Origin of the sequence: Nocardia sp. NPDC019219 (assembly GCF_040632645.1) — a bacterium.
GTDB classification, from domain to species: Bacteria; Actinomycetota; Actinomycetes; order Mycobacteriales; family Mycobacteriaceae; genus Nocardia; species Nocardia sputorum.
In genome coordinates, this window is sequence record NZ_JBEYCG010000022.1 from 46,559 (window position 1) to 72,966 (window position 26,408).

Sequence of the window (26,408 nt, forward strand, 5' to 3'; positions counted from 1 at the left end):
CGCGACGGACCACGACGGCCCCGCGACCCCGGCCGATCGAGGCGCTGACCCCGTCGCGATCGACCTCGGTCCGGACGAAGCCGATCCCACACCGGTCGGGTCGCGACAACCCGAAACCACACCGCCGCGGAACTCGCCGGAACACACCGGGACACGGCCGGACCCACAGCACGGCACGGCCGACGAGGCGAACACCGCCGGCAGAGTCGGCACCCCGTGGGACAGCGCACCGGGGCTGCGGCAGGTTCTCGAGCAGCATGTCGCGAGCGGGCGACCGGAGCTCGCGACCGCCCTGCTCCGCGAACGGTTCGAGGCCGAGATACCACGTCTCACAGCGGAGTTCGGCCAGCGGACAGCGCACGACATCGCTGACGAGGTGTGCGCTACGGCAATCGCCCGCCTCAGTCGGGCGGATCGCCGGAATATTCAGTTCTGGTTGAATGACATTGCGCGACAGACTATTTGGCATCATCGCCGTATCGCGGGGCCTTGGCGCAGCATCCGGGAGTTCGTCTCCGAATGCGCACAACTCGAGCAGACCGATCCCCTGGTCCGGGTGCTGGCCGAAGCCCGAACCACGGATGTGCGGCGTATCCTGGAGGGGTTGCCGAGGCACCGGCGTGACCGCTTGGTCCGCGCCTTCTGGCCGCCCACGGGTATGGGCACGCCACCCACCGCGCCCGACGGCACCGAATCCGATCGTGATGCGCTCTGGGTCGCAGCCCGCCAAATGGCCACAGCGGTGGCGGCCGCGGCGAACTTCCCTGCCCAGTTACCGGTTCGGGCCGCAAGCAGCACACCTCGGATCGCCCGGCCCAGCATCCCCACCGCGACGACGTCCTCGCCCTGGCTCACCAGCAGGGAACTCGAGGTGCTCAACCTGATCTACCAGGGTTTGACCCCCGCGGAGATCGGGCGACGGCTGGATGTCGACACGAAGGCGGTCACGAACTACCAGAGGAACGCGGCCAAGAAGTTCGGTACCACCGGCGCGATCCGGACGGTCCTGGCGGCCAAGCGGCAGGGGTTCGTCCACGACGGGAATCGACCACCGGCCGGTACCGTCCGCCTGTCCGGCGAGCAACGCCAACTTCTCCAGTTGATGGCCGACGGCCTCACGGATCAGGCCATCGCCGAGGTGCTGGGGGTGGCCACGCTCACCGTCAAGCGCCGCCGAGCCCGGATCGGTGCCGTACTCGGCGAGACGAAGCGAACTCCGATGCTGATGAAAGCCCTGCGGCTGGGAGCCTTCGACGAAGCCGCGAGCGAAGGCACCGCGCCGAGCGCGCCCCGCAGACCGGACACCGTCGCCATTGATCTCGGCGACCTCGACGAAGCTGCGCCGGTCACACCCCAACCGTCGCGCGCCGCTGGACCCGCGGAGCAGTCAGCGCAAGGCACCGCGACGCCCGGCGCCACCCCATGGGCTCGCCCCGGACAGAGCAAGACACCGCCGGGAACCGCAGCGCTCGATGCGAGCGTTTCACGACCCGGCCCACTGCTGCATCGAGTCGGGTGGACACCTTGGAAGGCCACAGCGTCCCGTCCCGAGGCCGCGCGGAACGCAGCCAGCACTCGCAAAGAGGTGCTCACGCGACTCGTGCAAGGCAAGACCTATAAAGAAATCGCGGCGGAACTCGAAATAACGCCGTGGGCGGTGCAGCGGCAAGCCACGTCGCTCTACGCCGGATTCGGCATCGAGGGGCGCAACGAGCTGGAAGCAGCGATCCGAGCCCGCCACGCCGGAAACACCGCCCCGCGCAATCCGGCCGCGCCGACCGAGACCACCGATCAGACACCGCAGACGGACTCAGCGCGCCGCCCCGGTGGCATCGACCCCGTAGCGATCGACCTCGGCGATGACACCGAGTCCGAGCATCCCGCACCCGCGCAGCCGAACACGCACGAAGCCCGGGACGACGCGAACATCCCCGAGCGGTGGCGCCGGGAACGTGCCTGGGATCAAGAGGTGATCACCGCGGTTCGCGCGGGCGACCTCGGCGCTTACCACCAGCTGTACGAGCGGTACTACGGATGGGGTATCGCTACCGCCATGGAGGTTCTCGGCGACCGGTCCGACGCCGAGGACGTCGTGGCCGACTGCTTCGCCGACCTGCTCGTGAGGATCCGCCGAGGTGAGGGTCCACAGGTCAGTTTCGGCGCCTACCTGCGTACGGCCGTTCGTCACCGGGCGTACACCGCCAGCGCTCGCGCCGGCCGTCAGGTCCCCACCGACGATATGGCGAAACTCGATCGAATCCAGCTGGGCGATGACCGAGCACCGGAGATCTCCGAGGACACCCCTATCGGTCTGGCATTCGAATCCATGCCGGAGGAATTTCGCACCGTGCTCTGGCTCACCGCGGTCGAAGGCTATTCCCCGGAGGAAGTAGCTGACCACTTGGGGTCTGCACGGGGTGAAGTGAGGGACCTGATCGCTCGCGCACGTGCCGAACTGGGCCGGAAGTTCGCGGCGGAAATGCCGCAGCACGGCCCGCTGGTCAGGGCATTGGCCGCGCTCGCGGCCGACAACGAAGGCCTCACCTCGGTGCTCGCCGAGGGCGGCGAAACGCTTGCGATGGATGACGAACGCCTGGCCCCGGATGTGGCCGTGATTCGAACAGCCCAGCATGAGCGGCTCGAACTGCTCGGCAGCGTAGTTCGACGCCTTCGCCCCGGACCGCGGGAATACTTCGTCCGCTGGTTCATGGGGCAGACAGTGGCCGACATCGCGGCCGCCACGGGGCGCGAGAAGGACCTCATCCGCAAGCGGCTGCACAATGCGGTTCGCACCGTGTCGATGGCGTTGTCCCACGTCGACTCGCCCGCTCTGCGGCGCTCCGAACCGCATCCCAGCGGACTCACCGATGAGGAGATGTTGCTGCTGGTCGAGGCGGTCTGGGCGCACGACCGAGATCTGCTGGAACCGGCGACGGCGCTGGTAACCGACGCCGAGCAGGCAGTTTTCCAGCCATATTTCCGGCACGGTCGGACAGTGCCCGAAATCGCGACGGCGCTTGACTGGCGGCCGAAGCGAGTTCGCCGCATGCTGCACCGCATCGCACGGCGCATAACCTCCACGCTCTCACCGGAGTTCGTGGAGCGGTATCTGAGTGGCGGACCGCTCCGGCGGGCCACCCAGGCCGATGTCGCCCGGGAAACGGGAGTCAGCACGATAACTGTGAAACGAGTTCTCGCTGGGCATCCGGAGGCCGGACCGGAGACGATCGAGCGAATCCGGGCGGCCGCGCGCCGCCTCGGTATGCGACGTGGACGGATCGGGATTGTCGCCGATGGCGACGAACAGACGTCGAATTCGCCGGTTCCCTCGGTACGCACCGATCACGATCGAGTGCCGTACCACCAGCGAGGTAGTGAGCTACAGCTCGTCCGCGCGACGTCGAAGAACGAGTTGCGGCGCCTGATCCCGTTCCTTTCCGAGGGAGACCAGAACGTCGCAACCCTGCTGCTCCTGGAGGGACTGCCCGTCTCCGTCACGGCGGAACGATTGAATCGCCCGGCAAGCTCGGTGCAACAACGCCAACATGACATCGCCGTCCTGCTGGCCGCGATGCTGTCGTCGGAGAATTGGGAACTACTGCTGGTCGAGGCGGTCCAAGCGCAGGAGCCGGTGATATTGGCTGCGTGTTTCCCACGGCTCACCCGTCTCCAGCAGCAGTATGCCGATCAGTATCTGGTACAGGGGCTTTCGACCCATGACATAGCGAGTGCCCGGGGCATCCAGCAGACGACAGTCAACAAGCTGCTGCGACGAATTGCCCACATACTGGCGGGAGAACTTCCGCCCACATTGGTGCGGCGTTATCTGCGGGCGGGCCCACTTCGTCGAGTGACGCTGATGGACATCGCCGTTCGGGCCGGAGTGACGGAGGGGACGGCACGCCGGGTACTCGCCGGCGGACACGCCGATCCGAAGACAGAGCGGCGGATTCGGACGGAGGCCGCTCGGCTCGGATGGGCGAGTAGGCGTCCCGGCGTCGTGGTGGACCATCCCGACGAGAAGTCACCGGTCCCCGCGGTCCACGAGGGCACCGCCGACTATCCGCGCCGCGGCAGGGCGTTTCGGATCATCCGATCAGCACCACCGGAAGTGCTGACGGAATGCATCGGTCAACTTCCGCCGGGACTGCAAACAGGCGGCGCCCTGTTGTACTCCGACGAGCTGACCATCGAGGAGAAGTCGAAGGCACTGGGTTTGTCCCCGGCGCGGGTCGCCGCGCTGCGGCAGGCTGCCGCGCCACGGCTGGCGACGTTGCTGTCCGCCGGCGTGTTGCTGACCGACGGCTCCGCGATGTTCCTGATCGAGGCGATCGCGGCGCACTACCCGGATGTGCTGAGGCCGTGCTACTCGCAGCTTTCACGCACCGAGTGGGAATACGCCGATCTGTATCTGGTGCAGGGGCTCTCGCAACCCGAAGTCGCTCGAGCGACGGGCCGCAGCCAGAGCACCGTCAAAGGCGCGCTGTATCGGATCGCGCACGTGTTGGCCGGGGAACTCCCACCAGAGTTGCTGTCGCGGGTGCTGAGCCGAGGCCCGCTCCGGCGAGTGACGCTCGATGATGTGGCCACTCGGGCGCAGGTAAGCAAGGCACAGGCAGATCGCGTGCTCAACGACCGCGGCGGAGCGAATCCCGAGACGACGAACCGGGTGCAGTCCGCCGCCACCGAACTCGGCTGGACGCAGCAGCGGCGCGGCATCGTGGTCGTGACCGACACGGGTGTCGAGCCGATCGAACCAGCGAGCGTGACGCCGACGACGCGTTCCACTACCTCCGATACGCAGCCGACGTCGACCGGTAACCGCATCGACCCCGTCGCCATCGATCTCGGTGATCCGGACGAGACGGCGGGCAAGGAGCCCGCTGAGTGGTCCGCCACACCACAGCACCTGACCCGCAAACACCCGGTGGAGTTCCTCGGTCGACCCGAGGACGTCGGCGGGGACGCGGTATCGCGGTTGAGCCCGGCGGAGGTCGGTGAATGGCTGCGCGACGAACTGCGCCGACTGACGGGCAATCCCTACGTCGAGGTCCAAGAATTCGACCGGCCCGACCTTGATCCGGAGACTATCCGTGAGATCGCACGCGCTTTGGTCGACATGGCCTCCCAGCACCCGCAGGTCGAGATCGACCGGATCGACATCGGCTGGCTCTCGTCGAAGACGGGCGCAGCGACTATGTCGAAGACCGATCCCATCACCGGTTCCGTCACAACAGAATGGATGACATTCAACGCCGACTTCGCCGCGAATCCGAACAAGCTCCATCGGTGGATTCAGGACCGAATCGCCTCTGGGATGGCGCATCCCAGCATGGCCGACCGTCCTGTGTATGCGATCGTCGTGCATGCGTACGGCCACATGCTCGACTACGCGGGACGGCGGGAGGCACGATACCGTGCCGAGGAAACGCTGTTCGATCATTACAAGGCAAATCGCCTGGGCAAGAATACTTACACGGCGTTCACGGCCTGGCTGCACCGTTACCTGACCGTCTACAGCTTCGACAAGAACGGCAATTTCAATCCGACCGAGGCGTTGGCCGAGGCCTTCGTCGATGTCGTGCTCAACGGCCGCGACCGTGTCAACGAACCGGTGGGGTTGCTCTACGACCTACTGGTGGACTCCGTCGCTGCACACCGAACAACGGCCGACAGCGGCGAGGTGTACCACTCACCGCCCCCCGAGCCCGAGCAGGAAGTTACGCGGGTCATCGGCCAGATGCGCGACCTGGAGAGTGCGCTCGGGCAACTGGCCGACAGCGCTGGAATGATCGACCCGACCGTGCTGCTTCATATCCGTGCGGAATTGAACGTCCTCGTGGACGACCGGCTGGCAGCCCGCCCGGATGCCGCGCGCCGGCACGATCAGACAATCGCCACGCTGCGGGATGTGACCTCTCGCTCGGACCTCGCCGAGAGCGATGTCCGAAGGCTCGCCGAGATCGTCCCGATGAAACGCAGCCGAGTGTCAGGGTTGTGGGCCGGGGCGAATGATCGCTACGTCCAAGCGCTGCTTGCGGCGGCCCGTTCGCTACTCGCGGATCTCGACGCCGACCGGCCCTCGCGCGTGGCCGTGGACCTGGCTGTCAGCGAATTCTTCCAAGGCCTCCGTGCCGCGGTCGACGATGTGGCGCGGAAGTTCTACTCCGGCAGTGGCTCCGAGTGGACCGTACAGCGCTTGCTCGACAACAGCCGTTCGATGCTGTCCGCTGCCGAGGCCGCTCGACGGGCCATCACCGACGCGTGGCGCCGCATCCCTGATGATCGGCTGCTGCCGCTGTTATCGGAACTCGCCCGAGGCCGGCTCAGCCGAGATGACGTCATCAATGCCGTCATCGCCAGATTCCCTGCGCCGCTGGGTGTGTCGGGCGTCGTCCGGGAAGCCGTGCACCGGGCGGAGAATGCGGTGTTGCGCAGCTACACCGAAGCCGCGGTGCGCGGGTACGTGTTCGGGGAGCAAGACGCGCGGACCATCACGGCCTTCGAAGAGGCCACAGCGAGGGTGCGCGCTGCGGTGGGTCTGTCAAAGACCGGTCGGGACCTGTCCGCCGAGGTGCGTGACGCCGTGGCGATCCGGCCGGGCTCTCCGAACACCGCACATCCGTCGAGGAACACAGGAACGACCTCGGGCAACAGCGCCGACCCCGTCGCGATCGACCTCGGCGACAGCGAGCACGAACCCGAACCACCGATCGACAATGCCGGACCCGACACGCATCGGTCCGAGCCGGGTTCGCCTGAGGATTCCGAGCCACAGCCGAGGGCGGACGGCAGCGCGACGCCGGGGCGGCCCGGCGACCTCCCACCGGAACAGCTCCGACAGCAGCTGGAACAGCTTGTCGCGCAGCGTCATGTCGAGCAGGCCGTCGCCCTGCTCCGGGAGCGCTTCGCGCACAACGTATTCCCCTGGATTCAGGCGAACCTGCGAATGCCGCGAGTAGCTCGGGAAGTCTTCGACGAGGCGTGCGCGCATGCGGTGGGACAGTTCGGCCGGATCGGGCAGCGCGACGTCGAGGAGTGGGTTGTCCTCAACGCCAGAAATATCATGGCCCAGCACCGCGAGATCGCCGAAATTTGGCGGCGCGTTCACAATTTCGTGGTCCGCGGTGCACTATTGCGCGCTTCGGATCCGCTCGCCACGGCGTTGGCCGCGGCGGATACCGTGCAGGTGCGGCAACACATGCGCGCGCTCACCCCGGCCCAGCAGCAGGAGCTACGCCGATTCGCTTCGAGGCGTTCGGGTCCCGATGCACGGTTCGTGATGCCCGGCGACCCCGCCGCCGAGCCCCTATCGCTGTGGCATGCGGTCTGCGAACTGGCCACGGCGGTTGCCGAAGAGGGCGGCGTGCAGGCGTCACTCCCGGATGCACCGAGTCCGCAGCGTGCGAAATCCATCCCCGGGCCAACCGCCGCGTCCCGGGACGAGCCTGGAAACCTTTCCCGCACACCGGATCCTCGTTCCGAGCCGACGGGCAATGCGGCTGTCCTACCGGATATCCCCGCCGAAACGACGGCCGCGGAATTGGTGGTGGCGCTGGCCCGCAACGCAAATGCCCGGCACCTGCCACCGATCGTTCGGGAGGCGCTGCAGACCGACCGGCAGGCGCTGGAGGACTGCATCGAACAACTCGCCCCGTCGCAGCGACAGATCCTCCAGCTTCGCTTCGAACTCGAGATGTCACCCGACCGGACCGCGGATTGGCTGGATCGCACTCCAGGAGCGGTCCGCACCGCCCAGCACGCCACCTTCGCTCGTCTCGCTCGTCTGCTGCAGGAGCATGCGGGCAATCAAGCCTTGTCGGTGGTCGAGGAGGCTCAGGAACACGATCTCGACGCATTCCAACGCTGTCTGACCGCCCTCGGGCCGAAGCAACATGCCGTCGTCAGGGACCGGCTCGTCCTCGGGCACACTGCCTCCGAACTAGCCGAAGCCCACGGAGAAGACCACCGCAATACGTTTTACCGTGGCATTCAACGACTTTCGTCTCTGCTGCTCGGCGACGCCCATGCGCGTCCCGGGGCAGAAGCCGATCGGGAACTGGTTCAGCAGGCCGCACAGGAAGCGTTCATACTCGCCCTTTACCGACTCACCAACGCCACGCATCGACAGACGCTGAAACTACGGTTCGTGCGCAACCTGCCGCGCGCGGAGGCGGCGGAGGAGGCCGGCGTCAGCACTCATGCGTTCGAGATGCGGGAGTCCCGCGCGATCCGCGCCGTCGCCGAACTACTGCGCCGCCCAACCACCGACACACCGGCAACGACCGAGACGCAGCCCCGCCCAACCACCGACACACCGGCAACGACCGAGACGCAGCCCCGCCCAACCACCGACACACCGGCAACGACCGAGACGCAGCCCCGCCCGGTGGCGCTATCGGATCGGGAGATCGAGATCCTCCGCATGCTACTGGCGGACATGTACTTCGGGGAGATCGCCGCGACGCTGGAGATCACTCCGGCAGCCGTCCGCACGGACGCCCAGCACATCTACCGCAAGCTTCGGGTAGGCAACCGGGCACAGCTCGCGCAGGCGGCACGGTCCGCCGGAATCGATCTCCGCTTCCCCGACGAGCAACCGGAAGCAGCCGCGAGCAAAGCACCATCCGGTGCCCGGATCGACCCCGTCGCCATCGACCTCGATCCCGATGAACCGGGCGCATCCGACAACGCCGAGACCGCCCGTCCGGCTGACACATCCCGCGAGGGCAGCGCCGCTCGCTCGCTCGAGCCGCCACGACACGAACCCCCACCCGAGCCGGCTGGCGCGGTCGTCGTCCACGGTGTAGATGAATTCGACGAGCTTGCCGATCTGGAGCCGGGACGGCCTGACGGCGAGATGTCCGGCGTCGTCTTCGCGGTCGGTGCGGACACCACCGTATCGACGACACTCGTCGCGCAGGCGGGCACCGACCACCGTCCCCGAACTTCGCTGTCGCTGCATACGGTCGAAACACCCGCATGGCACGACGAGGTGGAAGAAGCCCTGCACCTGCCTTACCTCCAGGTGCGAGTCGGAGACGTGACGGCGGAATGCCGGATCAGATACGTCGTCCACGACAACGGGTTCATCGACGCCTACGTCATGTACAACCACCCGGCTCTGCCAGGCAACGCCTTCCGTCTGATCCGCGCCACGATCGACGCCGCACTCCTCGAGCGCAGCTCCGGCGCCGCGGTGTTGGTCGTCGAAAGCTTCGAGGGGGATGCCGAGACGCCCCCGACCTCTGCCTCGCGGATGACGTCGCCGCAGGCGTACTGGCGGCCGACCGGCACAGGCTGGCAAGCCGACATGCATATCGGCCAATCCCGATTCTCGGACGCCGCTCGGATGCGTAGCACCGAGCCCACGGTGGATTGGTTGGTCGACCGATTGAGCGAATTCGGATGGGGAACCGCCGTAGACATTTCACGTGTGGCAGTCGCACTCCGCACGGTAGTTGCCGAGCCGCTGCAGCACAGCCGCGCCGAGATACAGATCGCCGTAACAGTTTCCGGACCGGCCGATCCGGTGCGGGTGGAAGTCACCGACAATGCCGTCCCGGACCGTGATCTGACGGAATCGATCGACGTCGACGACAGCGGCACATACGCTGTCGACGCCACGGCGCGGCGCGTCACATGGTTCGAGGTTCGAATCGCACCCCGCCGATAGCCCCTGCCGTCGCACCCCGCGACCAGCACATCGGCCGCGCAGCCCCCGTCGTCATCGACCTCGGCCCGCCTGGGACATCAGGCAGATGTCGGCAACTGGCGAGACCGATGACGTGCAGTATGCGATCCGCCGACCCGAACGGGCTACTTCTGTTCCGACCGCTTTCCGAGCATTTCCACCAAAGCCGAGGCGATAAGGGCCACGGCGCGGTCCTCGTCGCGAGCCAGTCGCCGCAAGGTATCCAGGGCGATGGTCCCCGGCATCTCCGCAAGCGCCTGGGTCAGTCGTATCCGCACCGCCGAGTCCGCTGCGTGGGCGACGAGTTCGCCGGCCAGGGCACTCACGATCCGGTCCGCCCATTCCGCGTCCCGCGCCAACATTCCCAAGAACTCGGCCGCCTCGACATCGTTCGGGCCCTCGACCACCGTGCGGACAAGTGCAGGTACAGCCCGGGTGACGCCCCGCGCACCCAGTGCGAGCGCCGCATGTCTGCGGACCGTCGCGTCCTCATCGTCGAGCGCGTCCGTGAGTACCGCGGTCGTTTCGTCGCCCGGCAGCTCGGCGAGCGCGAGCACCGCGCGCCGCCGGACGTCGACGTCGGCCGAGCCCATGCCAGACGCCACGCCCACCACACCGTCGCCGCCGGCCCGCGCGAGGGCCCACCGCAGGGCCCCGGCCACATACGGATCGGATTCGGTGAGCACCGCCTCGGCCAGCAGCTCGGCAGGCACCGCTACGTCCTCGGCCGGGGCCAGGACGGCCTGCTGCCGCCGGGCGGGGCTCTGCGAACCGAGTCCGTGCAGCAGCTCGACGATGCGCAGGACGTCTTGCCAGCCGGAGGGCTCGGCCGAATCGACCGCACGAAGCCGCTCCAGGAGTTCTCGCTCCCGGTTCAGTCGTTCTTCGGTCTTCCGAATGAGGTCGCCGACCAGCGCGGACGGGGTGAATCCGGCATCATCGAGAGCGCGTCCGATCTGGCTCAGTGACAGCCCCAGGGAGCGCAGGCCCTCCACGTGGAAGATCCGCCGGATGTCTTCCGGGGAGTATTCCCGGTACCCGCCCACGGTGCGGCCGGTCGGTCGGACCAGCCCGAGGGAGTCGTAGTGCCTGAGCATGCGGGCGCTCACTCCCGAGCGGCGCGCCACCTCACCGATCAGCACGCAGTCGTCTCCTCCCGATCCGGGCCGAGCGCGGCGACCCGCCGCGCCTCGTCGACGGCGAGGTCGAATCCGGCGTCCGGGTCGCGCAGGAGCCGCTCCGTGGCGCGCGCATGCGCCCGGACCGTCGGGTCGGGATTCGCCATCGCGGTCCGGAGAACCGGTTCGACCACCTCCCCGAGCGCGACGAGGGCGCGGCTCAGGCTCAACCGTACCTCCCGGTCTCCCCGGCCGAATTGCCTGGCCAGTTCCACGCCGAGCCATTCTTTCGCTTCGTCGGGCACGAGCACGACGGCAGCGCGCCACGCACTTCGCGCGACTTCATCGTCGATATCGTGCAGCAACGAGGGCGTGATCGCCGACCACGCGCGCGGATCCCCGATCTTGGATAGCGTGTGCAACGCTTGGCTGCGGGCCTGGGCCCGCTCGGAACGAACCTCCGTGAGCAGTTTCGGAACCGTGAGCTCCGACGGGAGCCGAGTCAGCGCCCACGTGAGCATGTCCCGCACGAAGAAGTCGGGCTCGATCGCGGACCGCTCCACCAGGACATCGACGAAACCGGGTGCGGGATGCGTGCCTATCGCCAGCGCCGCCTGGAGCCTCGTCGACGAGTTCGCGGCTGCCAATGCGTCGAGCAACCGGGTGTGTTGTGGATTCCTGTGTGTCGAATTGATGGGGACCACCTCCGACAGCCAGTGAAGGCCTTCACACAGTGCGAAGGTCAAGCGAATCTCGGGACGCTCGACCATTTCTCCCCCGCGATCACCACGTGGTCGAGGAAGCGGAGGCCTACGGTGTGGGCCGCTTCGGTGAGGAGGGTGGTGGTGCGGCGGTCATCGGAGCTGGGGGTCGGGTCGCCGGAGGGGTGGTTGTGCACGATGGCGAAGGCTCGGCCGTCGTGGCGGAGGACGGTGTTCAGTATTTCCCGGACGGGGACGGCGACCTGGTCGACGGCGCCTTCGGCGACGAAGACCTTCTGACGGAGGCGATTCTGCGCGTCGCAGACCAGCACGAGCAGGCGTTCGACCCGGCAGCCCGCGAACAGCGGGAGGGCGGCGGCGGCCACGTCGGCGGAACTGGTGAGCCGGGTCGACGTGTCCGGCCTGCCGCGTGCCCGTGCCCCGAGGTGGAAGGCGGCGATGATCGCGGCGGCCTTCGCCACGCCGATGCCCGCCCGGCGGGACAGCTCCTCCGGACGCGCGGACGCCAGCCCGGCGAGCCCGCCGTGCTCGACGAGCAACTCCACCGCCAGGTCCAGCGCGCTCGCACCGCGCCTGCCCTGTCGTAACAGCAGGGCCAGCAACTCCGCGTCGCTCAACGCGTGCGGCCCCAGTGCCAGCAACCGTTCCCGCGGCCGCTGCGCCACCGGTACGTCGACTAGAGAGACCGCCATGACTCCCACCCCTCGGTCACGCCAACAGTGCCCGGGATTCTGCCAGGGGCCACCGACAGTTCGGCCAGGACCGGACCGGGCCGCACCTGCCTCGCCGGTTCCTCGAAGTACCAACCCGAGAGCTCAGCAGCAGACGCCGAGGCACGTCCGCCCCGTTCCTTCCCACGAACCGTACGGACGACTCGGCAGCGCGACGCCGCGCCCATATGCTGGCTGATGTGCGGTTCGGTAACCGAGGCGGTCGCGAACTGGGGAGCTGATGGCGATGTGGTACCTGAAAGCGCAATGGCACCACGATTTCGACGACGAACCGGTCGAGCTGTTCAGCGAGATCGGTGACGACGGTTTCGAGGTGCGCAAGGTCGAAGTCTTCCGCGACGGGCACCGCGATTGGGCCGATTCCGATCGCGGCACCGGCACCACCGAACTCGGTCAGATCCCGGTTCCAGCGCCGGATGAGCTGAGCGAGGAGACCGAATTCACCGCACTCCAGATCGACGCCACGGAGTTCGACGAGGTCTGGCGGCACGCTCTCGACGAGCAACGGCCGACCTCGCCCCGATAGCCCCGTCCTAGCGGTCCACCACCGCGACGTCCGGTAGCCCCACGAACGCCTGCGCGGCGAGCCGCGCCAGATTGTGCAGCTGGCGCTCGTGCACGACGATCCGGCGCAAGGCCTCGTTGATGGTGGCGTCGCTGGTCGACGTGCCCATGATGGCGGCAGCCGCGGCGAGTAAGTCCTGGTCGAGATCGATCCGCACGGATTTCATGCGCCCTCCTTCGTACTTTCGCCATCTTGCGGCATGGCGCCCGCTCATGTCCGGCAAATCCGGAACTCGGCCTTGCATTCATACCCTACGGGGGTATAGTTCCACCCATGGAACACAGGCACCACCCGTCGACCGAGCACGCCACGCACGCCACGCACACCGCACAGCACGCCGGACACCACTCCCCCGCTACCTGGCGGATGGCGGCCATGGCGACGCTGCACTGCCTCACCGGCTGCGCCGTCGGCGAGATCCTCGGCATGGTGATCGGCACCGCGCTGGGCTGGAACAACGCCTCGACGATGGTGCTGGCCATCGTGCTCGCGTTCGTGTTCGGCTACGCGTTCACCATGCGCGGCGTGCTGCGGGCGGGCCTGCCGTTGGCCGCCGCGGTCGGCACCGCACTGGCCGCCGACACGGTGTCCATCACGGTCATGGAGATCGTGGACAACGCCGTGATCCTGGCGGTCCCGGGCGCGATGGACGCCCACCTGGACACCGTGCTGTTCTGGGCCACCCTCGCCGTCGCGTTCGCGGTGGCTTTCGTGGTGACCACGCCGGTCAACAAGTGGATGATCGGCCGCAGCAAAGGCCACGCGGTGGTGCATTCGCTGCACGGCGCGCACTGATCAGCACGCCGCCGGATCCGCGCCTTCCAGTGCCGGGATTGTCGGCTATATGCCCGTTCAGCTAGGCAGACTGCTCAGCTGAACGGGCTTTTGTTGTCGGCGGGTTCCGGCGGTGCTTGCATCGAGATATGTTCACCGAGGCGCAGCTGTACTCGCCGGTGACCCGCACCGGCGACGGCGATGTGACCGTGCACCTGAGCGAGGAGCACCCCGGCGTACACGACCCGGTATACCGGGCCCGGCGCAACGCCATCGCGGCGCTGGCGCTGGACTACGCGCCGGGAAAGCCGCTCCCGCACATCTCCTACACCGACGAAGAGCAGCAGGTGTGGCGAATCGTGTCGGCCGAACTCGCCCGCAAGCATCGCAACTATGCCAGCGCGGAGGTGCTCACGGCCGCCGAGGCGCTCGCGTTGCCCACCGATCACATCCCGCAACTGGACGAGGTCTCCGCCGCGCTGACACCGCTGACCGGGTTCCGTTACGCCCCGGCCGCGGGCCTGGTGCCGCTGCGGGAGTTCTTCGGTTCGTTCGCCGATCGGATCTTCCACTCCACGCAGTACATCCGGCATCACTCCGCGCCGTTGTACACCCCCGAGCCGGACGCCATCCACGAGATCATCGGTCACGCCAACCAGATCGCCAGCCCTCGCTTCGCGGCGATCTACGCGACGGTCGGTGCGGCGGTCGCGCGCTTGACCACCGACCGCGCCCTGAAATTCCTCGCCGACGTCTTCTGGTTCTCGATGGAGTTCGGCGTCGTCCGGGAACACGGCGAGGTCCGCTGTTACGGCGCGGGCCTGCTGTCGTCCTATGGGGAGATCGAGGAGTTCCGGCACGCCGAGCTGCGCCCCCTCGACATCGCCCAGATGGGCACCGCGACCTACGACATCACGCACTACCAGCCGGTTCTCTACTGCGCGGACTCGATCGCCGAGATCGAGGACGTGATCGGCGGCTTCTTCGCGACGATGGACGACGAAACACCCGATCGCTTGCGGCACGCGGGCACCGCCCCAGCGCGGTAGCGCCGGGTCACGACCTCAGGACTCGGGCCGCGGCGCGAGCGGCATGCCCGCGTCCAGGAAATCCAACGTGCGGGTGATGTTCTCGACGTTCAACGGCGTCATCGTCGCCATGCCGAGGGCCGCGCCCGCCATCGCGCCCGCCGCCACCCGCACCTCGAAGTCGTCGGCGGCCCGGCCGAGATGATCGGCCAGCAGGCTCGCGATGAGATCGATGCTGCGGATGATCTCCAAGCCGATGGCCGACCGCAGCTCCGGCACGTGATACAGCAGTGCCTGCCGCTCCTGTTCGAACGCCAGCTCGGCGGCGGGCAGATTCCCGAAGACCTCGAGCACCGCGTTGCGGAAGGCCGCCATCGGCTTGATATCGCGCGACTGACGCCGCAGCGCCTCGAGCATCAGCGGATCCAGGTCGTCGGCGAGCACCAACTGTTCCTTGGACGGGAAGTAGCGGAAGAAGGTGCTCGGCGAGACATCGGCGGCCGCGGCGATCTGTTCGACGGTCGTCTCGTTGTAGCCCTGCTCGCGGAACAGCCGGAATGCTTCGAGACGAATCGTCCGGCGGGTCCGTTCCTTCTTCCGCTCGCGCAAACCCTGCGCCGTCCCGTTCGCGGGTAGCTCAACCGACATGTATTGATTCTGCCGCACCCGGCTCCGCCGCCCGCGCGGGTTGCCGGGCACGCACCACGGTCGCCGCGAGCACGGCCGCCAGCAGGCACAGCCCCGCGCAGGCCCAGAGCATCGCGCTCATGCCGCCGAGGAAAGCCGTCTGCACCTGGTGCAGCATCGACGGATCACCCAGCTTGCGTGCCGTGGCGACCCCCGCGTTCACGCCGTCGTCGATCGGTTCGCGGTTCAGCGCGCCGAGTTCCGATCGGTACCGGGTGGACAGCACGGTGCCCAGCACCGCGACGCCGATCGTGCCGCCCGCTTGGCGCAGGGCCTGCAACAGCGCGGAACCGGAGCCGGAGCGCTCCGCGTCCAGTTCACCCATCGCCATGCCCATCGCGGCGGGCATCACCAACCCCATTCCGGCGCCGAGCAGCGTCAGCCACAGGGCGGTGAAGCCGTAGCCGCTGTCCACCGTGGTGAGCGCGCCCAGCACCAGCGAACCGGCCAAGAGGGTGAACCCGGCGGTGATGACGATGCGAAGGCCAAGTTTCGGCAGCACCTTGTCGACCAGCCTGCTGCCCACCAGCAACCCGCCGATCAGCGGAAGCAACCGCAGGCCGCTGCCCAGCGCGTCCACGCCGAGCACCGCTTGGAAGTATTGCGGAACGGTGAAGAACATGCCGAACATGGCGAAGTTCACCACGATGGAAAATGCTGTGCCCCAACGGAATCCATCTGCCGCGAACAACCCGAGGTCGACCAGCGGATGCGTGGTCTTGCGCTGCCAGGCCAGGAACGCGCCGAACAGCAGCACACCGGTCGCGACGGTCGCCCAGGCCGGGCCGTCGCTCCAGCCCTGCTCACCGATCCGGATGAAGCCGTAGGTGAGCCCGAGCATGCCCGCCGCGGACAATGCCACTCCGGGCAGATCGATCCGGAAGCGCTGCGCGCTGCGCGATTCGGGCACGAGTACGGCGACGGCGAGCGCACCGATCACGACCATCGGCACGTTGATCAGGAACACCGACCCCCACCAGAAGTTGCGCAGCAGCCAGCCGCCCACGATCGGGCCCAGTGGCAAGCCGATCGCGGTCGAGGTGATCCAGATCGTGAGCGCGCGCTGGAGATCGGCCGGTTCGGGGAACATCGCGGGCAGCACCGACATCGACAGCGGCATCATCGCCGCCGCCGCGATACCGAGCACGACCCGCGCCGCGATGAGCTCACCGGGCGAGCCGGCCACGGCACAGGCGACGGACGCGATGCCGAACAGCGCCAGGGCCGCCAGCAGGAACTTCTTGCGGCCGTAGCGGTCGCCGAGCGCGCCCGCGGGCAGCATCACGGCGGCCAGCGCCAGCGTGTAGGCGCTGCTGAACCACTGCAGCGCGGCGGTATTCGCGTTCAGGTCGACCGCGAGCGTGGGCAGCGCCACGGTCAGCACGGTGACGTCGAGCCCGATGGTCAGCATCGCCACTGCCAGCGCGCCGAGGGCAAGCCAGCGCCGGGGCGAGTCGTTCTTCATGACGCCTCCAAAAATGGGAGTTGCAACCTTTTGATAGTAACTGTCATTTAGTAGAGTCTGTCAATATCTTGTCCGGACCTGCCGAGCGTGTGCGGCCGATCACCGGATCGCTCGCTAGGCTCATCGGCGATGAAGATCACTCGCCGTGCCTTGCTCTGCGTGGGCGTCGTGCTGGCCGTCGCCGCGATCGGAGCGACGGCCGCGCCGTCGCTCGCCGAGCCCGGCACCACTACGCCGTTCACCACCCCGAACACCGACGGCTGCCCGCAGAAGACGTTGCCGCCCGCGCCGATCGACGCCTCCGAAGTGCCCGCGCCCGGACAACCGACCCCGGCCCCGCTGCCGATCCCCTCCCCGCCGATCGGCGGCGCGCGCCTCGGCGAGTGCGGCGTGGTGCTTCCCAAAGCCGCGCCACCCGCCCCGCAGGACATCTCGGCGACGGCTTGGCTGGTGGCGGATCTGGACAGCGGCGAAGTGCTGGCCGCGAAGGACCCGCACGGGCGTTACCGGCCCGCCAGCACGATCAAAGTGCTGCTGGCCACGCTGGCGCTGCGCACGCTGCAGCTGGACAAGGTGGTGGTCGGCACGCAGGCCGACGCCGATGTCGACGGCACCCGCGTCGGCATCGGGCCGGGCGGCCGATATACGAACCGGCAGCTCATGCAGGCGCTGATCATGGCTTCGGGCAACGACGCGGCGCATGCCATCGCCGCGCAGCTCGGCGGCGACGCGGCGACCGTCGCGAAGATGAACGACTTGGCGAAATCGTTGCGCGCCATGGACACTCGCACGGCCACGCCGTCCGGGCTGGACGGGCCCGGGATGAGTACCTCGGCCTACGACCTCGCCGTGCTGTTTCGCGAGGCCATGACCATCCCGCTGTTCGCCGAGCTGATCCACACCGAGCAGGTCGACTTCCCGGGCTACCCGGCCGACCCGGCGATTCCCGGCGACACCGACCGTCCCGGCTACCCGATCGGCAACGACAACCAGTTGCTCTACAACTACGACGGCGCGCTCGGCGGCAAGACCGGCTTCACCGACGACGCGCGCCAGACCTTCGTCGCCGCCGCACAGCGGGGCGGCCGCAGACTCACCGTCACCCTGCTCAAGGCCGACGTGCAACCGTTGCGGCCCTGGGAACAGGCCGCCCGCCTGCTCGATTACGGATTCGCCCTGCCCCGCGGCGCCGCGATCGGCAACCTGCCCGGTGCGGTGGTGCCCCAGCGGGACCAGAGCGCGGTCACCTTGGCCGCGCCGCCCACGGCGGGCAGCGACCGGGCCACGCCTTCGGTGCCGGGCAGCGACCCGTCCGCCATGCCCGCGGCCGAGGATCGCCGGACCGGCGCCAGAACCCTGCTGATCATCGGCGGCGTCCTCGTGGTCGCCGCGCTGCTGCTAGCCGCACGGCAGGTCAACCGGCGGCGCTGATCGAACCCGCGCACGAGCCACTCGGCGCGGTGGACAGATCAGCGACGTCCGGGCAACTTACGTAGGCCGGAAAGCGCGAGGGCGGCAAGCGCGCCCGCGCCGAAGTAGGCGGCGCCCACGCCCGCCGATATCTCGCGTGCGCTGACCCGCGGCGCTATCACGGCGGGTCCGGGTGCGGGAATCTCCGCTTCCGGCTCGTTCTCCGCCGCGGTGGCGGCCCACGCGGTGGCGAACAGGACGATGCGGTAGGTGACGTAACTGAACACCATCAGGCCGATGATCGAGCCGAATGTGGCGCCCGCGGGGCTGCTCAGCACCGATCGCAGATAGATCGACGCGACGATCTTGAACACCTCGAACACCAGCGCGGCCATGGCAGCCGCCTTGGCGGCGCTGGCCAGCGTCACCGGCTCCCGGGGCAATCGGGCGATGACCCACGCGAACACCGCCCAGGAGGCGAGGAACCCGAGCGAGGTGGACAACAGCCACAGCAGCACGCCCGCCCCGGGCGCTTCATCGAGGCCGATGCTCTCGAGCAGCCGCCTGCCGAGGGTGCTCGAGGCCAACGCCGACAACCCGAGCGACACGGCGAAGGCGAGCCCGAGACCGACCAGCGCCCCCAGATCGGAGAGCTTGGTCATCAGCCAATTGCCGTCCGGGGACTTCTGCTCCCATTGCTCGGTGAGCGCGGCACGCAGGTTGGCCATCCAGCCCAACCCGCTGTAGACGCCGGTGACCAGACCCAGCACGCCGACCGTGCGCCGCGACTCCACCGCCTGATCGACCAGGTCGTTGAGCTGGGTGCCGAACGAGCCGGGAATGTTCTCGACGATCTTGGACCGTAACTCCTCCAGCAGCTCCGGATTGCTGGACAAGACCACGCCCGCGACCGAGAAAGCGATCATGAGCAGCGGAAACAACGACAGCACAGTGAAATACGTGATACCCGCCGCGTAGTAGTCGCCGCGTTGCCGCTGATAGCGTCCCGCGGTGCGGACCAAGTGGTCCAGCCACGGCTGCGCCTGAATCCGGCGTTCGATCCCGGCTTTGACATTGTCGATCACCTGCACCATTCGCCCCTTCGACCAAGAGACCTCACACCGGTGTTACCCGGCCGGGCGCGCGACAACCGCCCAGCGAAGGCGCGGCAGCCTAGCGGCTCAGCAAGCCGACCCGGTCGTAGACCTGTGCGAGGGTGTTGCCGGCGATCTCTCGCGCGCGCTCGGCTCCGGCGGCGAGTACACGGTCGAGTTCACCTTGATCCGACATGTACTCTTGCACCTTCGCCCGCAACGGCGTGACAAATTCGACCAGCGCGTCCGCCACGTCGGCTTTCAGCTCGCCGTAGCCCTTACCCTCGAAGTCCTTCTCCAGGGTGACGATCGGCGCACCGGTCAGCGAACTCAGGATCACCAGCAGGTTGCTGACGCCCGGCTTGCGCTCCGGGTCGTACCGGATCTCGCGTTCGGTGTCGGTGACCGCGGATTTCACCTTCTTCGCGGTGACCTTCGGGTCGTCGAGGAGGTTGATCAGGCCCGCGTCGGTGGAGGCGGACTTGCTCATCTTCGCGGTCGGATCCTGCAGGTCGTGGATCTTCGCCGTGCCCTTGACGATGTGCGCCTCCGGCACCACGAACGTCTTCTTGAACCGAGTATTGAAGCGCTGGGCCAGGTTCCGGGTCAGCTCCAGGTGCTGACGCTGGTCCTCGCCGACGGGCACCTGATGGGCGCGGTAGAGCAGGATGTCGGCGGCCATCAGCACCGGGTAGGTGAACAGACCGACGGTCGCGTTCTCCGCCCCCTGCTTCACCGACTTGTCCTTGAACTGGGTCATCCGGCTGGCCTCGCCGAAACCGGTGAGACAGCTCAGCACCCAGGCCAGCTCGGCGTGCTCGGGTACCTGGCTCTGCACGAACAAGGTCGACTTCTTCGGGTCGATGCCCAGCGCGAGCAGCTGCGCGGCGGCGGCCTTGGTGCGCAGCCTCAGCTCCTTGGGCTCCTGCGGCACCGTGATCGCGTGCAGATCCGGGATGAAATACAGCGCGTCGTAGTCGTCCTGCATGGTCACCCAGTACTGCAGCGCGCCAAGGTAGTTCCCTAGATGAAACGAGGAGCTGGTCGGCTGGATCCCGGACAGAACCCGCTGTTTGCGTTCGGCGGCCGGGCTGGGCGCAGGACTGGACATACCCCGATCTTCGCATGCGACTCAAGCCGAATTTCGCTGCACCCAGTTGCGCGGGTCCACTCCGGGCATGCTCGGCCTGCCGCCGCTGACCAGTTCGCGCTCACGCCGGGACAGCATTTTGTAGACCGGCGCGCTCGGGCCGGCGAGCGTGTCCCGCAGCACCGGGGGCACCAGCGGAACCGACACGTGCGCGGTGCGGACCGCCTGGGAAAGCCCCCGGTAGGCGACCTCCTCGACCGCGCCCCAGCGCATGCCGTACATCCGCCGGATGCGGGCCGGCAGACTGCCCTGCACCAGCAGGTAGAACGCGGAGGTGACCTGCTGCATCGGCACGCCCTGCGAATACGGGACGCGCTGTCCGGCCAGGTAGGAACCGACCAGCCGCGCCTCGTCGGTCAGGAACAGTTGGTCGGAGGCGAGATAGTCGTCGAAGTAGGCCCGGAACCCGGCGTAATCGGCCGGTGCGGCGTCCGCGGGCATCCCGAACAGCTCGGCCCAGCGCACGTAGTCCTGGTAGAGCCCCTCCCGCTCGCCATCGGTCATGGTGCGCACCAGCAGGTCGTACATCACCTCGGCGGAGTCGAACGTGAAGGCCATCGTCATGAACATCAGGTGCGGGTCGAGCGCGGAGTATCCGGTGCCTGCCGGATGGTGGGCTCCGGCGTCCTCCGGGAGCGCGCCACGCACCTTGACGTGCCGTTTCCTGGTGAATGCCAGCGCGCGGTCGGCCTCGGCTCTGCTGCCGAGGAACACCGCCTCGAACAGGCGGCCGGTGAGCGCGAGCCGGGTGTAGGGCGTCATCCGGTGCTCGGTGTTCTCCGCGGTGCCGACGTAGAGCAGCGGGTGCACCGCGCCGATCACCAGCGCGCGCAAGCCGTAGGTCAGCCCCACCGCGCGCTTGCTCATCACCCGCCGGACCATCGAGTGGTCACTGAAATAGCCGGGCTCGGACATCGCCGCCTCCTCGTCGAGAACATCTGGCAATAGCATCCACCAGAATCCGCTATTCTGGCAAGAGATACCTCCAGAATGTTGCCGAGCCGCGTCCGGCGTGGACGGCGAGGTAGACGCTGGGACCTGAGGCACCTGTAAGAATCGAACTGTGACGGCGCAACGAACCTATGGAGGCATATCCGCCGAGGAGCGCCGGGCCCAGCGGCGCGGCGCGTTGCTGGAGGCCGCGCTCGAGATCATCGGCACTGAGGGGCTGGGGAAACTCACCGTGTCGGGGTTGTGCGCGCGGGCCGGTCTCAACGAGCGGTACTACTACGAGAACTTCGACAGCCGCGACGCCGTGCTCACCGCCCTGATCGACGGAATCGCCGCAGAACTCGCGGCGGCCATTCTCGCGGCCGTGCGCACCGCCGCGCCGGACACACGCGCCACCGCGCACGCCGCGATCACCGCCGGCGTACATCTGCTCACCGACGACCCACGCAAGGCGAAGGCAGCGTTGATCGCGGGCATGGCGACCCCGGAACTGCGCGCCCGCACCACCGAGACGGTCCGCGGATTCGCGCGGATGGTGGCCGCGGAGGGCACCGACTTCTACCGGATGCCCGACTCGGCCCCCGCCTCGGCGGTCGACTTCCGCGCCCTCTACCTGGTCGGGGGGCTGGTGCAGACGCTGACCGCTTGGCTCCAGGGCGATCTGAACCTCACCCGCGACGAACTGATCGAGCACACGGTCGACGTCTTCGTCCTGCTCGGCGAGGACCTGGCCGACAAATTGCGGTAACGGCCCCGGTCACAGCCGCAGCGACACGTCCTGCAGATCGGGCGCGTCGCCTTGCAGGACGACCCGGAAGAGCACGTCCCGCCGCGACCAGTAGGCGGCGCAGTCGCGCATGGCCTCGGCGAACCAGTCGCGCTCGATCGGCTCCTCGGCCAGCAACTCGGCCGACTCGCGCACCACCGCAACGTATCCGGCGCCTTCGCCGAGGAAATCGTCCAGGTCACGCAGGCATTCGTCGAATGCGTCCTTGTTCTCACCGAAGTAGTACGGAAACTGGAACGCGGCGGCGAACTCGTCGAACAGCCGGGCGGTGGTCGGCATCTTCGCGCCGCGCAGCTCGCGCACCAGGTAGCCGGAAGGCGCCTTGTCCCGCACCGCGCTGAACTCGGCGGCGTCGACCGCGAGCGCGCCGAACGTGACGCGCGGCGGCGCGAGTTCCGCGCTGGGCGGCGCGTCGTCCGCGTCGGGACGGGCAAGGAACTGCGACAGCGTGACGGTCTTTGTCATCAGCGCATCCTCGTGAAGGTCTGGTAGTGGTCGCCGGTGTACCAGGCCGAGCCGTCGCTGCCGGTGACGATGCGTTCGGCGTCGCGGGATCGGCCGGGCTGCTTGGGATTGACGTCCCATTCCTGATAGGTGATCGGTTTACCGGAGCCGTCGGTGGTGGGCAGGTCGCGGCCGCGGTTCTGCCATCGCTCGCCCCCTTTGGTGCCCGGGGCGTTCGCCGAGTCCGGCCACCGTCGCGCATCGATCTCCCGCAGGGTGACGTACGCGCGTTCGGGGACGCCGGCCGCCTGGGTGACCGGTGACGCGCTGTCCGTACCGTGCGGTGCCGTGGCGGTCGAGGTGACCGTGCCCGTCACGACGGTGGTCGGGGTGGATGTGGTGGTATCGCCGCCGTCGTACAACGCGAGCACCGCGGCCAGCACCACCAAGGCCACCGCGCCGAGCAGTCCGAGGCCGCGCTTGATCGACCGGTTCATCGGTACTGCACCGTGACGGGGGCGTGGTCGGACCAGCGCTGGTCGTAGGCGGCGGCGCGCTCCACTATCGCGGCTTTGGCGCGGGTGGCCAGATCGCCTCGGGCCAGGTGATAGTCGATGCGCCAGCCGCTGTCGTTGTCGAACGCGCGGCCACGGTAGGACCACCAGCTGTACGGACCGTCGACCTCGGGATGCAGCTTGCGCACCACGTCGACGTATCCGGCGGCCAGCAGTTCATCGATCCACGCCCGCTCCTGCGGCAGGAACCCGGCCGACTTCAGGTTGCCCTTCCAGTTCTTCAGATCACGCTCGGTGTGCGCGATGTTCCAGTCCCCGGCGACCACGAAATCCCCGGTTCGGGTCGCGAGGTACGCGCCGAGCTCGGCCATGAAGCGATACTTCTCGTCTTGGCGAACCGTGCCCGCGTCACCGGAGTGCACGTAGACGCTGGCCACGGTGACGTCGTCGAAGTCGGCCTCGAGATAGCGGCCCGCGGCCGCGAACTCACTGCTGCCGAAGCCGACTCGCACCGCGCTCGGCGCCCGCCGGGACAGGATGCCGACACCGGCGCGGCCCTTGGACTCCGGCTCGGCGTGCGACAACTGCCATCCCGCGTCGAGGGCGGGGGCCAGCGCGGCCCTCACCTGCTCGTCGGTGGCGCGGGTCTCCTGCACGCACACGACGTCCGCCTCGGTGGCCGTGAGCCAGGCCAGCAGCCCCTTGCCCGCGGCCGCGCGGACACCGTTCACGTTCACTGTCGAGATATACGGCACCCCACGACCGTACAATGCGGGTCAGATGAAGTCCCCCGGACACTGCCGTCCAGGAAGGGGTGATGACGATGTCGTCCGACACCTCCCAGTCCTCCTCCGCCGCCGTGCGCGGATCCACCCGGGCGAAACAGCCCCAGCCGATCAAGGCATTGCATGTGGGTTCCGGCGACCCGCTGCTGTTGCTGCACGGATTCATGATGTCGCCGCACTGCTGGGAGCAGACCGCCGCGCGACTGTCGACGCACTGCGAAGTGTTCGCGCCCGCGTTCGCGGGCCACTGGGGCGGTGCGCCCGCCGAGGGCCCGGCGGTGAACGTGTCGACGCTGGCCGACCGGATCTGCGAACAGCTCGACGAACTGGGTTGGCGCACCTGCCATATCGCGGGCAACTCGCTCGGCGGTCTGGTCGGCGTCGAACTCGCCCGCCGCGGACGTGCCCGCACCCTGACGCTCATCGCGCCCGCGGGCGGCTGGCACGCGCCCTCGCTGACGCAGTGGCGGGTCAATCTCAAATTCCTCTCCCTGGTGCCGATCGTCGAAATCGGCAAGCGCTTGGGCGGATTCGCGATCGGCAACAGGCTCGCCCAGCGGATCGCGCTGCTCGCCCTGAGCAAGCAGGCCGCCGCGGTGCCCCGGCGCGACGCTGCCGCCGCCCTCGCCGCCGCACTGCACTGCCCGGCGATGGTGCCGATGATTCTCGGCGCGATGCGGGCGCCGGCCCAGGAAGACCTCTCCACCCTGCGCACGCCGGTCCGGCTGCTGCTCTCGGAGTACGACCGGGTGATCCCCAACCGCGTGTACGCCCGCCGCTACTTGAAGGAACTGCCCGAATCCGCCGACCGCATCCTGGTCAACGGCGTCGGCCACGTACCGATGCTGGAAGCGCCCGACCGCATCGCCACCCTCATCGCCGAACACGTCTACGCCAGCCGCACCCGGTTACGGGCTGTGTGATTTTCCAGCGCCTTCGGCGCTGGGTGTTCGCGGCCCCCTTGTGGCTCGCGTTTGCGCGACCGCCGCTTGCGACTTCGTCGCCTGCGCGACGGCCGCGCAAACGCGAGCCGGGCCGCGAACGGGCAATGCTCGGTCTCGCTTCGCTCGAAATCTGGGGTCGAGGTGCGCTGGGCGCGTCAGAGGCCGAGCGCTACGGCCCGTGGCTCGCCGTTTCGAGAGACTCCTTTGGGTGACCGCCGCTTGCTCGTTCGTCGCGGACGCGGCGGCCGCGCAAACGCGAGCCGGGCCGCGAACGGGCTATGGCTCGCGAAGTTGTCGACTTACTGCGCCAGCAATCCCTTCGCGATGTGGGTCACCTGGATCTCGTTGCTGCCCGCGTAGATCATCAGCGACTTGGCGTCGCGGGCGAGTTGCTCCACGCGGTACTCGGTCATGTAGCCGTTGCCGCCGAAGAGCTGGACCGCTTCCATAGCCACCTCGGTGGCGGCCTCGGAGGCGTACAGCTTCATCGCGGAGGCTTCGGCCAGGGTCGGGGGTTTGCCCGCCCGGCCGCGCTCGAGCGTGTTGAACACCATGTTCTGCACGTTGATCCGCGCGATCTCCATCTTCGCCAGCTTCAACTGGACCAGCTGGAATCGCCCGATCTCCTGGCCCCAGAGCTTGCGGGTCTTGGCGTACTCCACGCACAGCCGATGACACTCGTTGATGATGCCCAGCGCCATGAACGCCACGCCGACGCGCTCGGCGGTGAAGCTGGACCGCGCGCTCTCCCGCCCGTCGCCGCCCTTGTGCTCCTCGGTCTCGCCGAGGAGCCGGTCCCGGCCGACGCGCACGTTGTCGAAGAACAGCTCACCGGTCGGCGAGGAATGCAGGCCCATCTTCTTGAACGGCTTCCCCTGGGTGAGGCCGGGCATGCCCTTGTCCAGCACGAAGGCGAGCACTTTGCGGTCGCGCTTGTCGCCGCCCGCGCCGTCGTCGAGCTTCGCGTAGACGATCATCACGTCGGCGTACGGACCGTTGGTGATGAAGGTCTTCTGGCCGTTGAGCAGGTAGTCCTCCCCGTCGCGCTTGACGTAGGTCTTCATGCCACCGAACGCGTCGGAACCGGAGTCCGGTTCGGTGATCGCCCAGGACGCCACCTTGCGCATGGTGACGATGTCCTCCAGCCAGCGCTGCTTCTGAGCCAGGGTGCCTCGCGACATGATCGTGGTGGCGCCCAGACCGATGCTCACCCCCATCGCGGAGACCAGGCCCATGCACACCCCCGACAGCTCGCCGATGAGCACCGCCATCAGCGATTCCTGTCCGGCGAACGGGCTCGCGCCGGAACTCTTCCGCTCCGGTTCCGGCTCCCCCGCCGCGCGCGCCTCCTGCTTGGCCAGCATCTTCTGCACAGCCTCGCCGCCCATCACGTCGATCCCGAACTCGCGGAACAACTTCCGGATGACGGGGTACGGCGGCAAATCGCCGCTGTCGAGCGCGTCCAGATTCGGGCGGATCTCCCTGTCGATGAACGCCCGGACGGCGTCGCGGATCAGCAGATCGGTCTCGGACCATTCGAACAT

Annotated in this window: 20 protein-coding genes (1 of these 20 cut by a window edge); 7 read left to right on the plus strand and 13 right to left on the minus strand. The window is 68.1% G+C overall.

Translation table 11 applies throughout. The features are described 5' to 3' along the window. Positions 1-9,676, plus strand: partial view of a sigma-70 family RNA polymerase sigma factor gene (locus ABZ552_RS30910; protein WP_357441487.1) — the final stretch only. Its footprint begins 24,107 nt before the window's first position; the window shows 9,676 of its 33,783 coding nt (coding positions 24,108-33,783); its start codon lies beyond the left edge, outside the window; it ends in the stop codon at positions 9,674-9,676. Between the two features lie 143 nt (positions 9,677-9,819). Here ABZ552_RS30910 and ABZ552_RS30915 read toward each other — a convergent pair whose 3' ends face one another. The 3 genes from ABZ552_RS30915 to radC are packed head-to-tail and all read right to left on the minus strand — an operon-like array spanning position 9,820 to position 12,226. Continuing rightward, on the minus strand, positions 9,820-10,836 hold the full coding sequence (locus ABZ552_RS30915) for a HEAT repeat domain-containing protein (RefSeq protein WP_281875378.1): 1,017 nt from the start codon (positions 10,834-10,836) through the stop codon (positions 9,820-9,822). Continuing rightward, entirely contained in the window at positions 10,830-11,516 is a 687-nt protein-coding gene (locus ABZ552_RS30920) for a HEAT repeat domain-containing protein (protein ID WP_281875379.1), read from the minus strand. Before ABZ552_RS30920 ends, ABZ552_RS30915 begins: the two co-directional genes overlap by 7 nt. A gap of 38 nt (positions 11,517-11,554) precedes the next feature. Then, complete coding sequence (gene radC, locus ABZ552_RS30925; protein ID WP_281875380.1) at positions 11,555-12,226, minus strand: DNA repair protein RadC; 672 nt, start codon at positions 12,224-12,226, stop codon at positions 11,555-11,557. A gap of 265 nt (positions 12,227-12,491) precedes the next feature. On the opposite strand from radC, the gene ABZ552_RS30930 reads away from it, so the two are divergent. Next, the gene (locus ABZ552_RS30930) at positions 12,492-12,791 is read left to right on the plus strand and encodes a hypothetical protein (protein ID WP_281875381.1); all 300 of its coding nucleotides are present in this window, start codon (positions 12,492-12,494) and stop codon (positions 12,789-12,791) included. Positions 12,792-12,798: 7 nt separating this feature from the next. On the opposite strand, the gene ABZ552_RS30935 is transcribed toward ABZ552_RS30930, so the two are convergent. Continuing rightward, the gene (locus tag ABZ552_RS30935; RefSeq protein WP_281875382.1) at positions 12,799-12,996 is read right to left on the minus strand and encodes a type II toxin-antitoxin system VapB family antitoxin; all 198 of its coding nucleotides are present in this window, start codon (positions 12,994-12,996) and stop codon (positions 12,799-12,801) included. A gap of 107 nt (positions 12,997-13,103) precedes the next feature. Here ABZ552_RS30935 and ABZ552_RS30940 point away from each other — a divergent pair, with 107 nt between their 5' ends. After that, positions 13,104-13,625 (plus strand): DUF4396 domain-containing protein, encoded by a 522-nt coding sequence (locus ABZ552_RS30940; RefSeq protein WP_281875383.1) that lies wholly within the window; start codon positions 13,104-13,106, stop codon positions 13,623-13,625. A 128-nt stretch (positions 13,626-13,753) separates the two neighbouring features. Further along, positions 13,754-14,653, plus strand: coding sequence for a phenylalanine 4-monooxygenase (locus ABZ552_RS30945; protein WP_281875384.1), 900 nt, complete (start codon positions 13,754-13,756; stop codon positions 14,651-14,653). Between the two features lie 15 nt (positions 14,654-14,668). On the opposite strand, the gene ABZ552_RS30950 is transcribed toward ABZ552_RS30945, so the two are convergent. Together ABZ552_RS30950 and ABZ552_RS30955 are read right to left on the minus strand one after the other, a co-directional pair. After that, positions 14,669-15,280: a TetR family transcriptional regulator gene (locus ABZ552_RS30950; protein ID WP_281875385.1), complete on the minus strand. Its 612-nt coding sequence runs from the start codon at positions 15,278-15,280 to the stop codon at positions 14,669-14,671. Continuing rightward, on the minus strand, positions 15,270-16,784 hold the full coding sequence (locus ABZ552_RS30955; RefSeq protein WP_281875386.1) for an MFS transporter: 1,515 nt from the start codon (positions 16,782-16,784) through the stop codon (positions 15,270-15,272). The genes ABZ552_RS30950 and ABZ552_RS30955 overlap by 11 nt, the downstream gene beginning before the upstream one ends. 129 nt (positions 16,785-16,913) lie before the next feature. On the opposite strand from ABZ552_RS30955, the gene ABZ552_RS30960 reads away from it, so the two are divergent. After that, positions 16,914-18,215 (plus strand): serine hydrolase, encoded by a 1,302-nt coding sequence (locus ABZ552_RS30960; RefSeq protein ID WP_281875387.1) that lies wholly within the window; start codon positions 16,914-16,916, stop codon positions 18,213-18,215. 38 nt (positions 18,216-18,253) lie between these two features. On the opposite strand, the gene yhjD is transcribed toward ABZ552_RS30960, so the two are convergent. The 3 genes from yhjD to ABZ552_RS30975 form a co-directional block, all read right to left on the minus strand. Next, positions 18,254-19,285, minus strand: a complete 1,032-nt coding sequence (yhjD, locus tag ABZ552_RS30965) for an inner membrane protein YhjD (RefSeq protein WP_281881144.1) — start codon at positions 19,283-19,285, stop codon at positions 18,254-18,256. A gap of 82 nt (positions 19,286-19,367) precedes the next feature. Continuing rightward, positions 19,368-20,399: a tryptophan--tRNA ligase gene (gene trpS / locus ABZ552_RS30970; protein ID WP_281875388.1), complete on the minus strand. Its 1,032-nt coding sequence runs from the start codon at positions 20,397-20,399 to the stop codon at positions 19,368-19,370. A gap of 21 nt (positions 20,400-20,420) precedes the next feature. Next, positions 20,421-21,353 (minus strand): oxygenase MpaB family protein, encoded by a 933-nt coding sequence (locus tag ABZ552_RS30975; protein ID WP_281875389.1) that lies wholly within the window; start codon positions 21,351-21,353, stop codon positions 20,421-20,423. A 148-nt stretch (positions 21,354-21,501) separates the two neighbouring features. Here ABZ552_RS30975 and ABZ552_RS30980 point away from each other — a divergent pair, with 148 nt between their 5' ends. Then, positions 21,502-22,137 carry a TetR/AcrR family transcriptional regulator gene (locus ABZ552_RS30980; RefSeq protein WP_281875390.1) on the plus strand — a complete coding sequence of 212 codons (636 nt, stop codon included), beginning with the start codon at positions 21,502-21,504 and terminating at the stop codon, positions 22,135-22,137. 9 nt (positions 22,138-22,146) lie between these two features. On the opposite strand, the gene ABZ552_RS30985 is transcribed toward ABZ552_RS30980, so the two are convergent. Genes ABZ552_RS30985 through ABZ552_RS30995 form a run of 3 tightly spaced genes read right to left on the minus strand, consistent with a single transcriptional unit; the run spans position 22,147 to position 23,890 of the window. After that, positions 22,147-22,641: a barstar family protein gene (locus ABZ552_RS30985; RefSeq protein ID WP_281875391.1), complete on the minus strand. Its 495-nt coding sequence runs from the start codon at positions 22,639-22,641 to the stop codon at positions 22,147-22,149. Then, positions 22,641-23,117, minus strand: a complete 477-nt coding sequence (locus ABZ552_RS30990) for a ribonuclease domain-containing protein (RefSeq protein WP_357441492.1) — start codon at positions 23,115-23,117, stop codon at positions 22,641-22,643. The genes ABZ552_RS30985 and ABZ552_RS30990 overlap by 1 nt, the downstream gene beginning before the upstream one ends. Next, complete coding sequence (locus ABZ552_RS30995) at positions 23,114-23,890, minus strand: exodeoxyribonuclease III (RefSeq protein ID WP_281875394.1); 777 nt, start codon at positions 23,888-23,890, stop codon at positions 23,114-23,116. Before ABZ552_RS30995 ends, ABZ552_RS30990 begins: the two co-directional genes overlap by 4 nt. 62 nt (positions 23,891-23,952) lie before the next feature. Here ABZ552_RS30995 and ABZ552_RS31000 point away from each other — a divergent pair, with 62 nt between their 5' ends. Next, the gene (locus ABZ552_RS31000) at positions 23,953-24,843 is read left to right on the plus strand and encodes an alpha/beta hydrolase (RefSeq protein WP_281875395.1); all 891 of its coding nucleotides are present in this window, start codon (positions 23,953-23,955) and stop codon (positions 24,841-24,843) included. Between the two features lie 320 nt (positions 24,844-25,163). On the opposite strand, the gene ABZ552_RS31005 is transcribed toward ABZ552_RS31000, so the two are convergent. Next, positions 25,164-26,408 carry an acyl-CoA dehydrogenase family protein gene (locus tag ABZ552_RS31005; RefSeq protein WP_281916686.1) on the minus strand — a complete coding sequence of 415 codons (1,245 nt, stop codon included), beginning with the start codon at positions 26,406-26,408 and terminating at the stop codon, positions 25,164-25,166.

Bases quoted from the DNA above. Each gene is read 5' to 3' on its own strand.
- ABZ552_RS30950 (WP_281875385.1), bottom strand. From the start codon at position 15,280: ATGTCGGTTGAGCTACCCGCGAACGGGACGGCGCAGGGTTTGCGCGAG.
- ABZ552_RS31000 (WP_281875395.1), top strand. From the start codon at position 23,953: ATGACGATGTCGTCCGACACCTCCCAGTCCTCCTCCGCCGCCGTGCGC.
- ABZ552_RS30975 (WP_281875389.1), bottom strand. From the start codon at position 21,353: ATGTCCGAGCCCGGCTATTTCAGTGACCACTCGATGGTCCGGCGGGTG.
- ABZ552_RS30960 (WP_281875387.1), top strand. From the start codon at position 16,914: ATGAAGATCACTCGCCGTGCCTTGCTCTGCGTGGGCGTCGTGCTGGCC.
- ABZ552_RS30955 (WP_281875386.1), bottom strand. From the start codon at position 16,784: ATGAAGAACGACTCGCCCCGGCGCTGGCTTGCCCTCGGCGCGCTGGCA.
- ABZ552_RS30930 (WP_281875381.1), top strand. From the start codon at position 12,492: ATGTGGTACCTGAAAGCGCAATGGCACCACGATTTCGACGACGAACCG.
- ABZ552_RS30990 (WP_357441492.1), bottom strand. From the start codon at position 23,117: ATGAACCGGTCGATCAAGCGCGGCCTCGGACTGCTCGGCGCGGTGGCC.
- radC (WP_281875380.1), bottom strand. From the start codon at position 12,226: ATGGCGGTCTCTCTAGTCGACGTACCGGTGGCGCAGCGGCCGCGGGAA.
- ABZ552_RS30985 (WP_281875391.1), bottom strand. From the start codon at position 22,641: ATGACAAAGACCGTCACGCTGTCGCAGTTCCTTGCCCGTCCCGACGCG.
- trpS (WP_281875388.1), bottom strand. From the start codon at position 20,399: ATGTCCAGTCCTGCGCCCAGCCCGGCCGCCGAACGCAAACAGCGGGTT.
- ABZ552_RS31005 (WP_281916686.1), bottom strand. From the start codon at position 26,408: ATGTTCGAATGGTCCGAGACCGATCTGCTGATCCGCGACGCCGTCCGG.
- ABZ552_RS30935 (WP_281875382.1), bottom strand. From the start codon at position 12,996: ATGAAATCCGTGCGGATCGATCTCGACCAGGACTTACTCGCCGCGGCT.
- ABZ552_RS30940 (WP_281875383.1), top strand. From the start codon at position 13,104: ATGGAACACAGGCACCACCCGTCGACCGAGCACGCCACGCACGCCACG.
- ABZ552_RS30945 (WP_281875384.1), top strand. From the start codon at position 13,754: ATGTTCACCGAGGCGCAGCTGTACTCGCCGGTGACCCGCACCGGCGAC.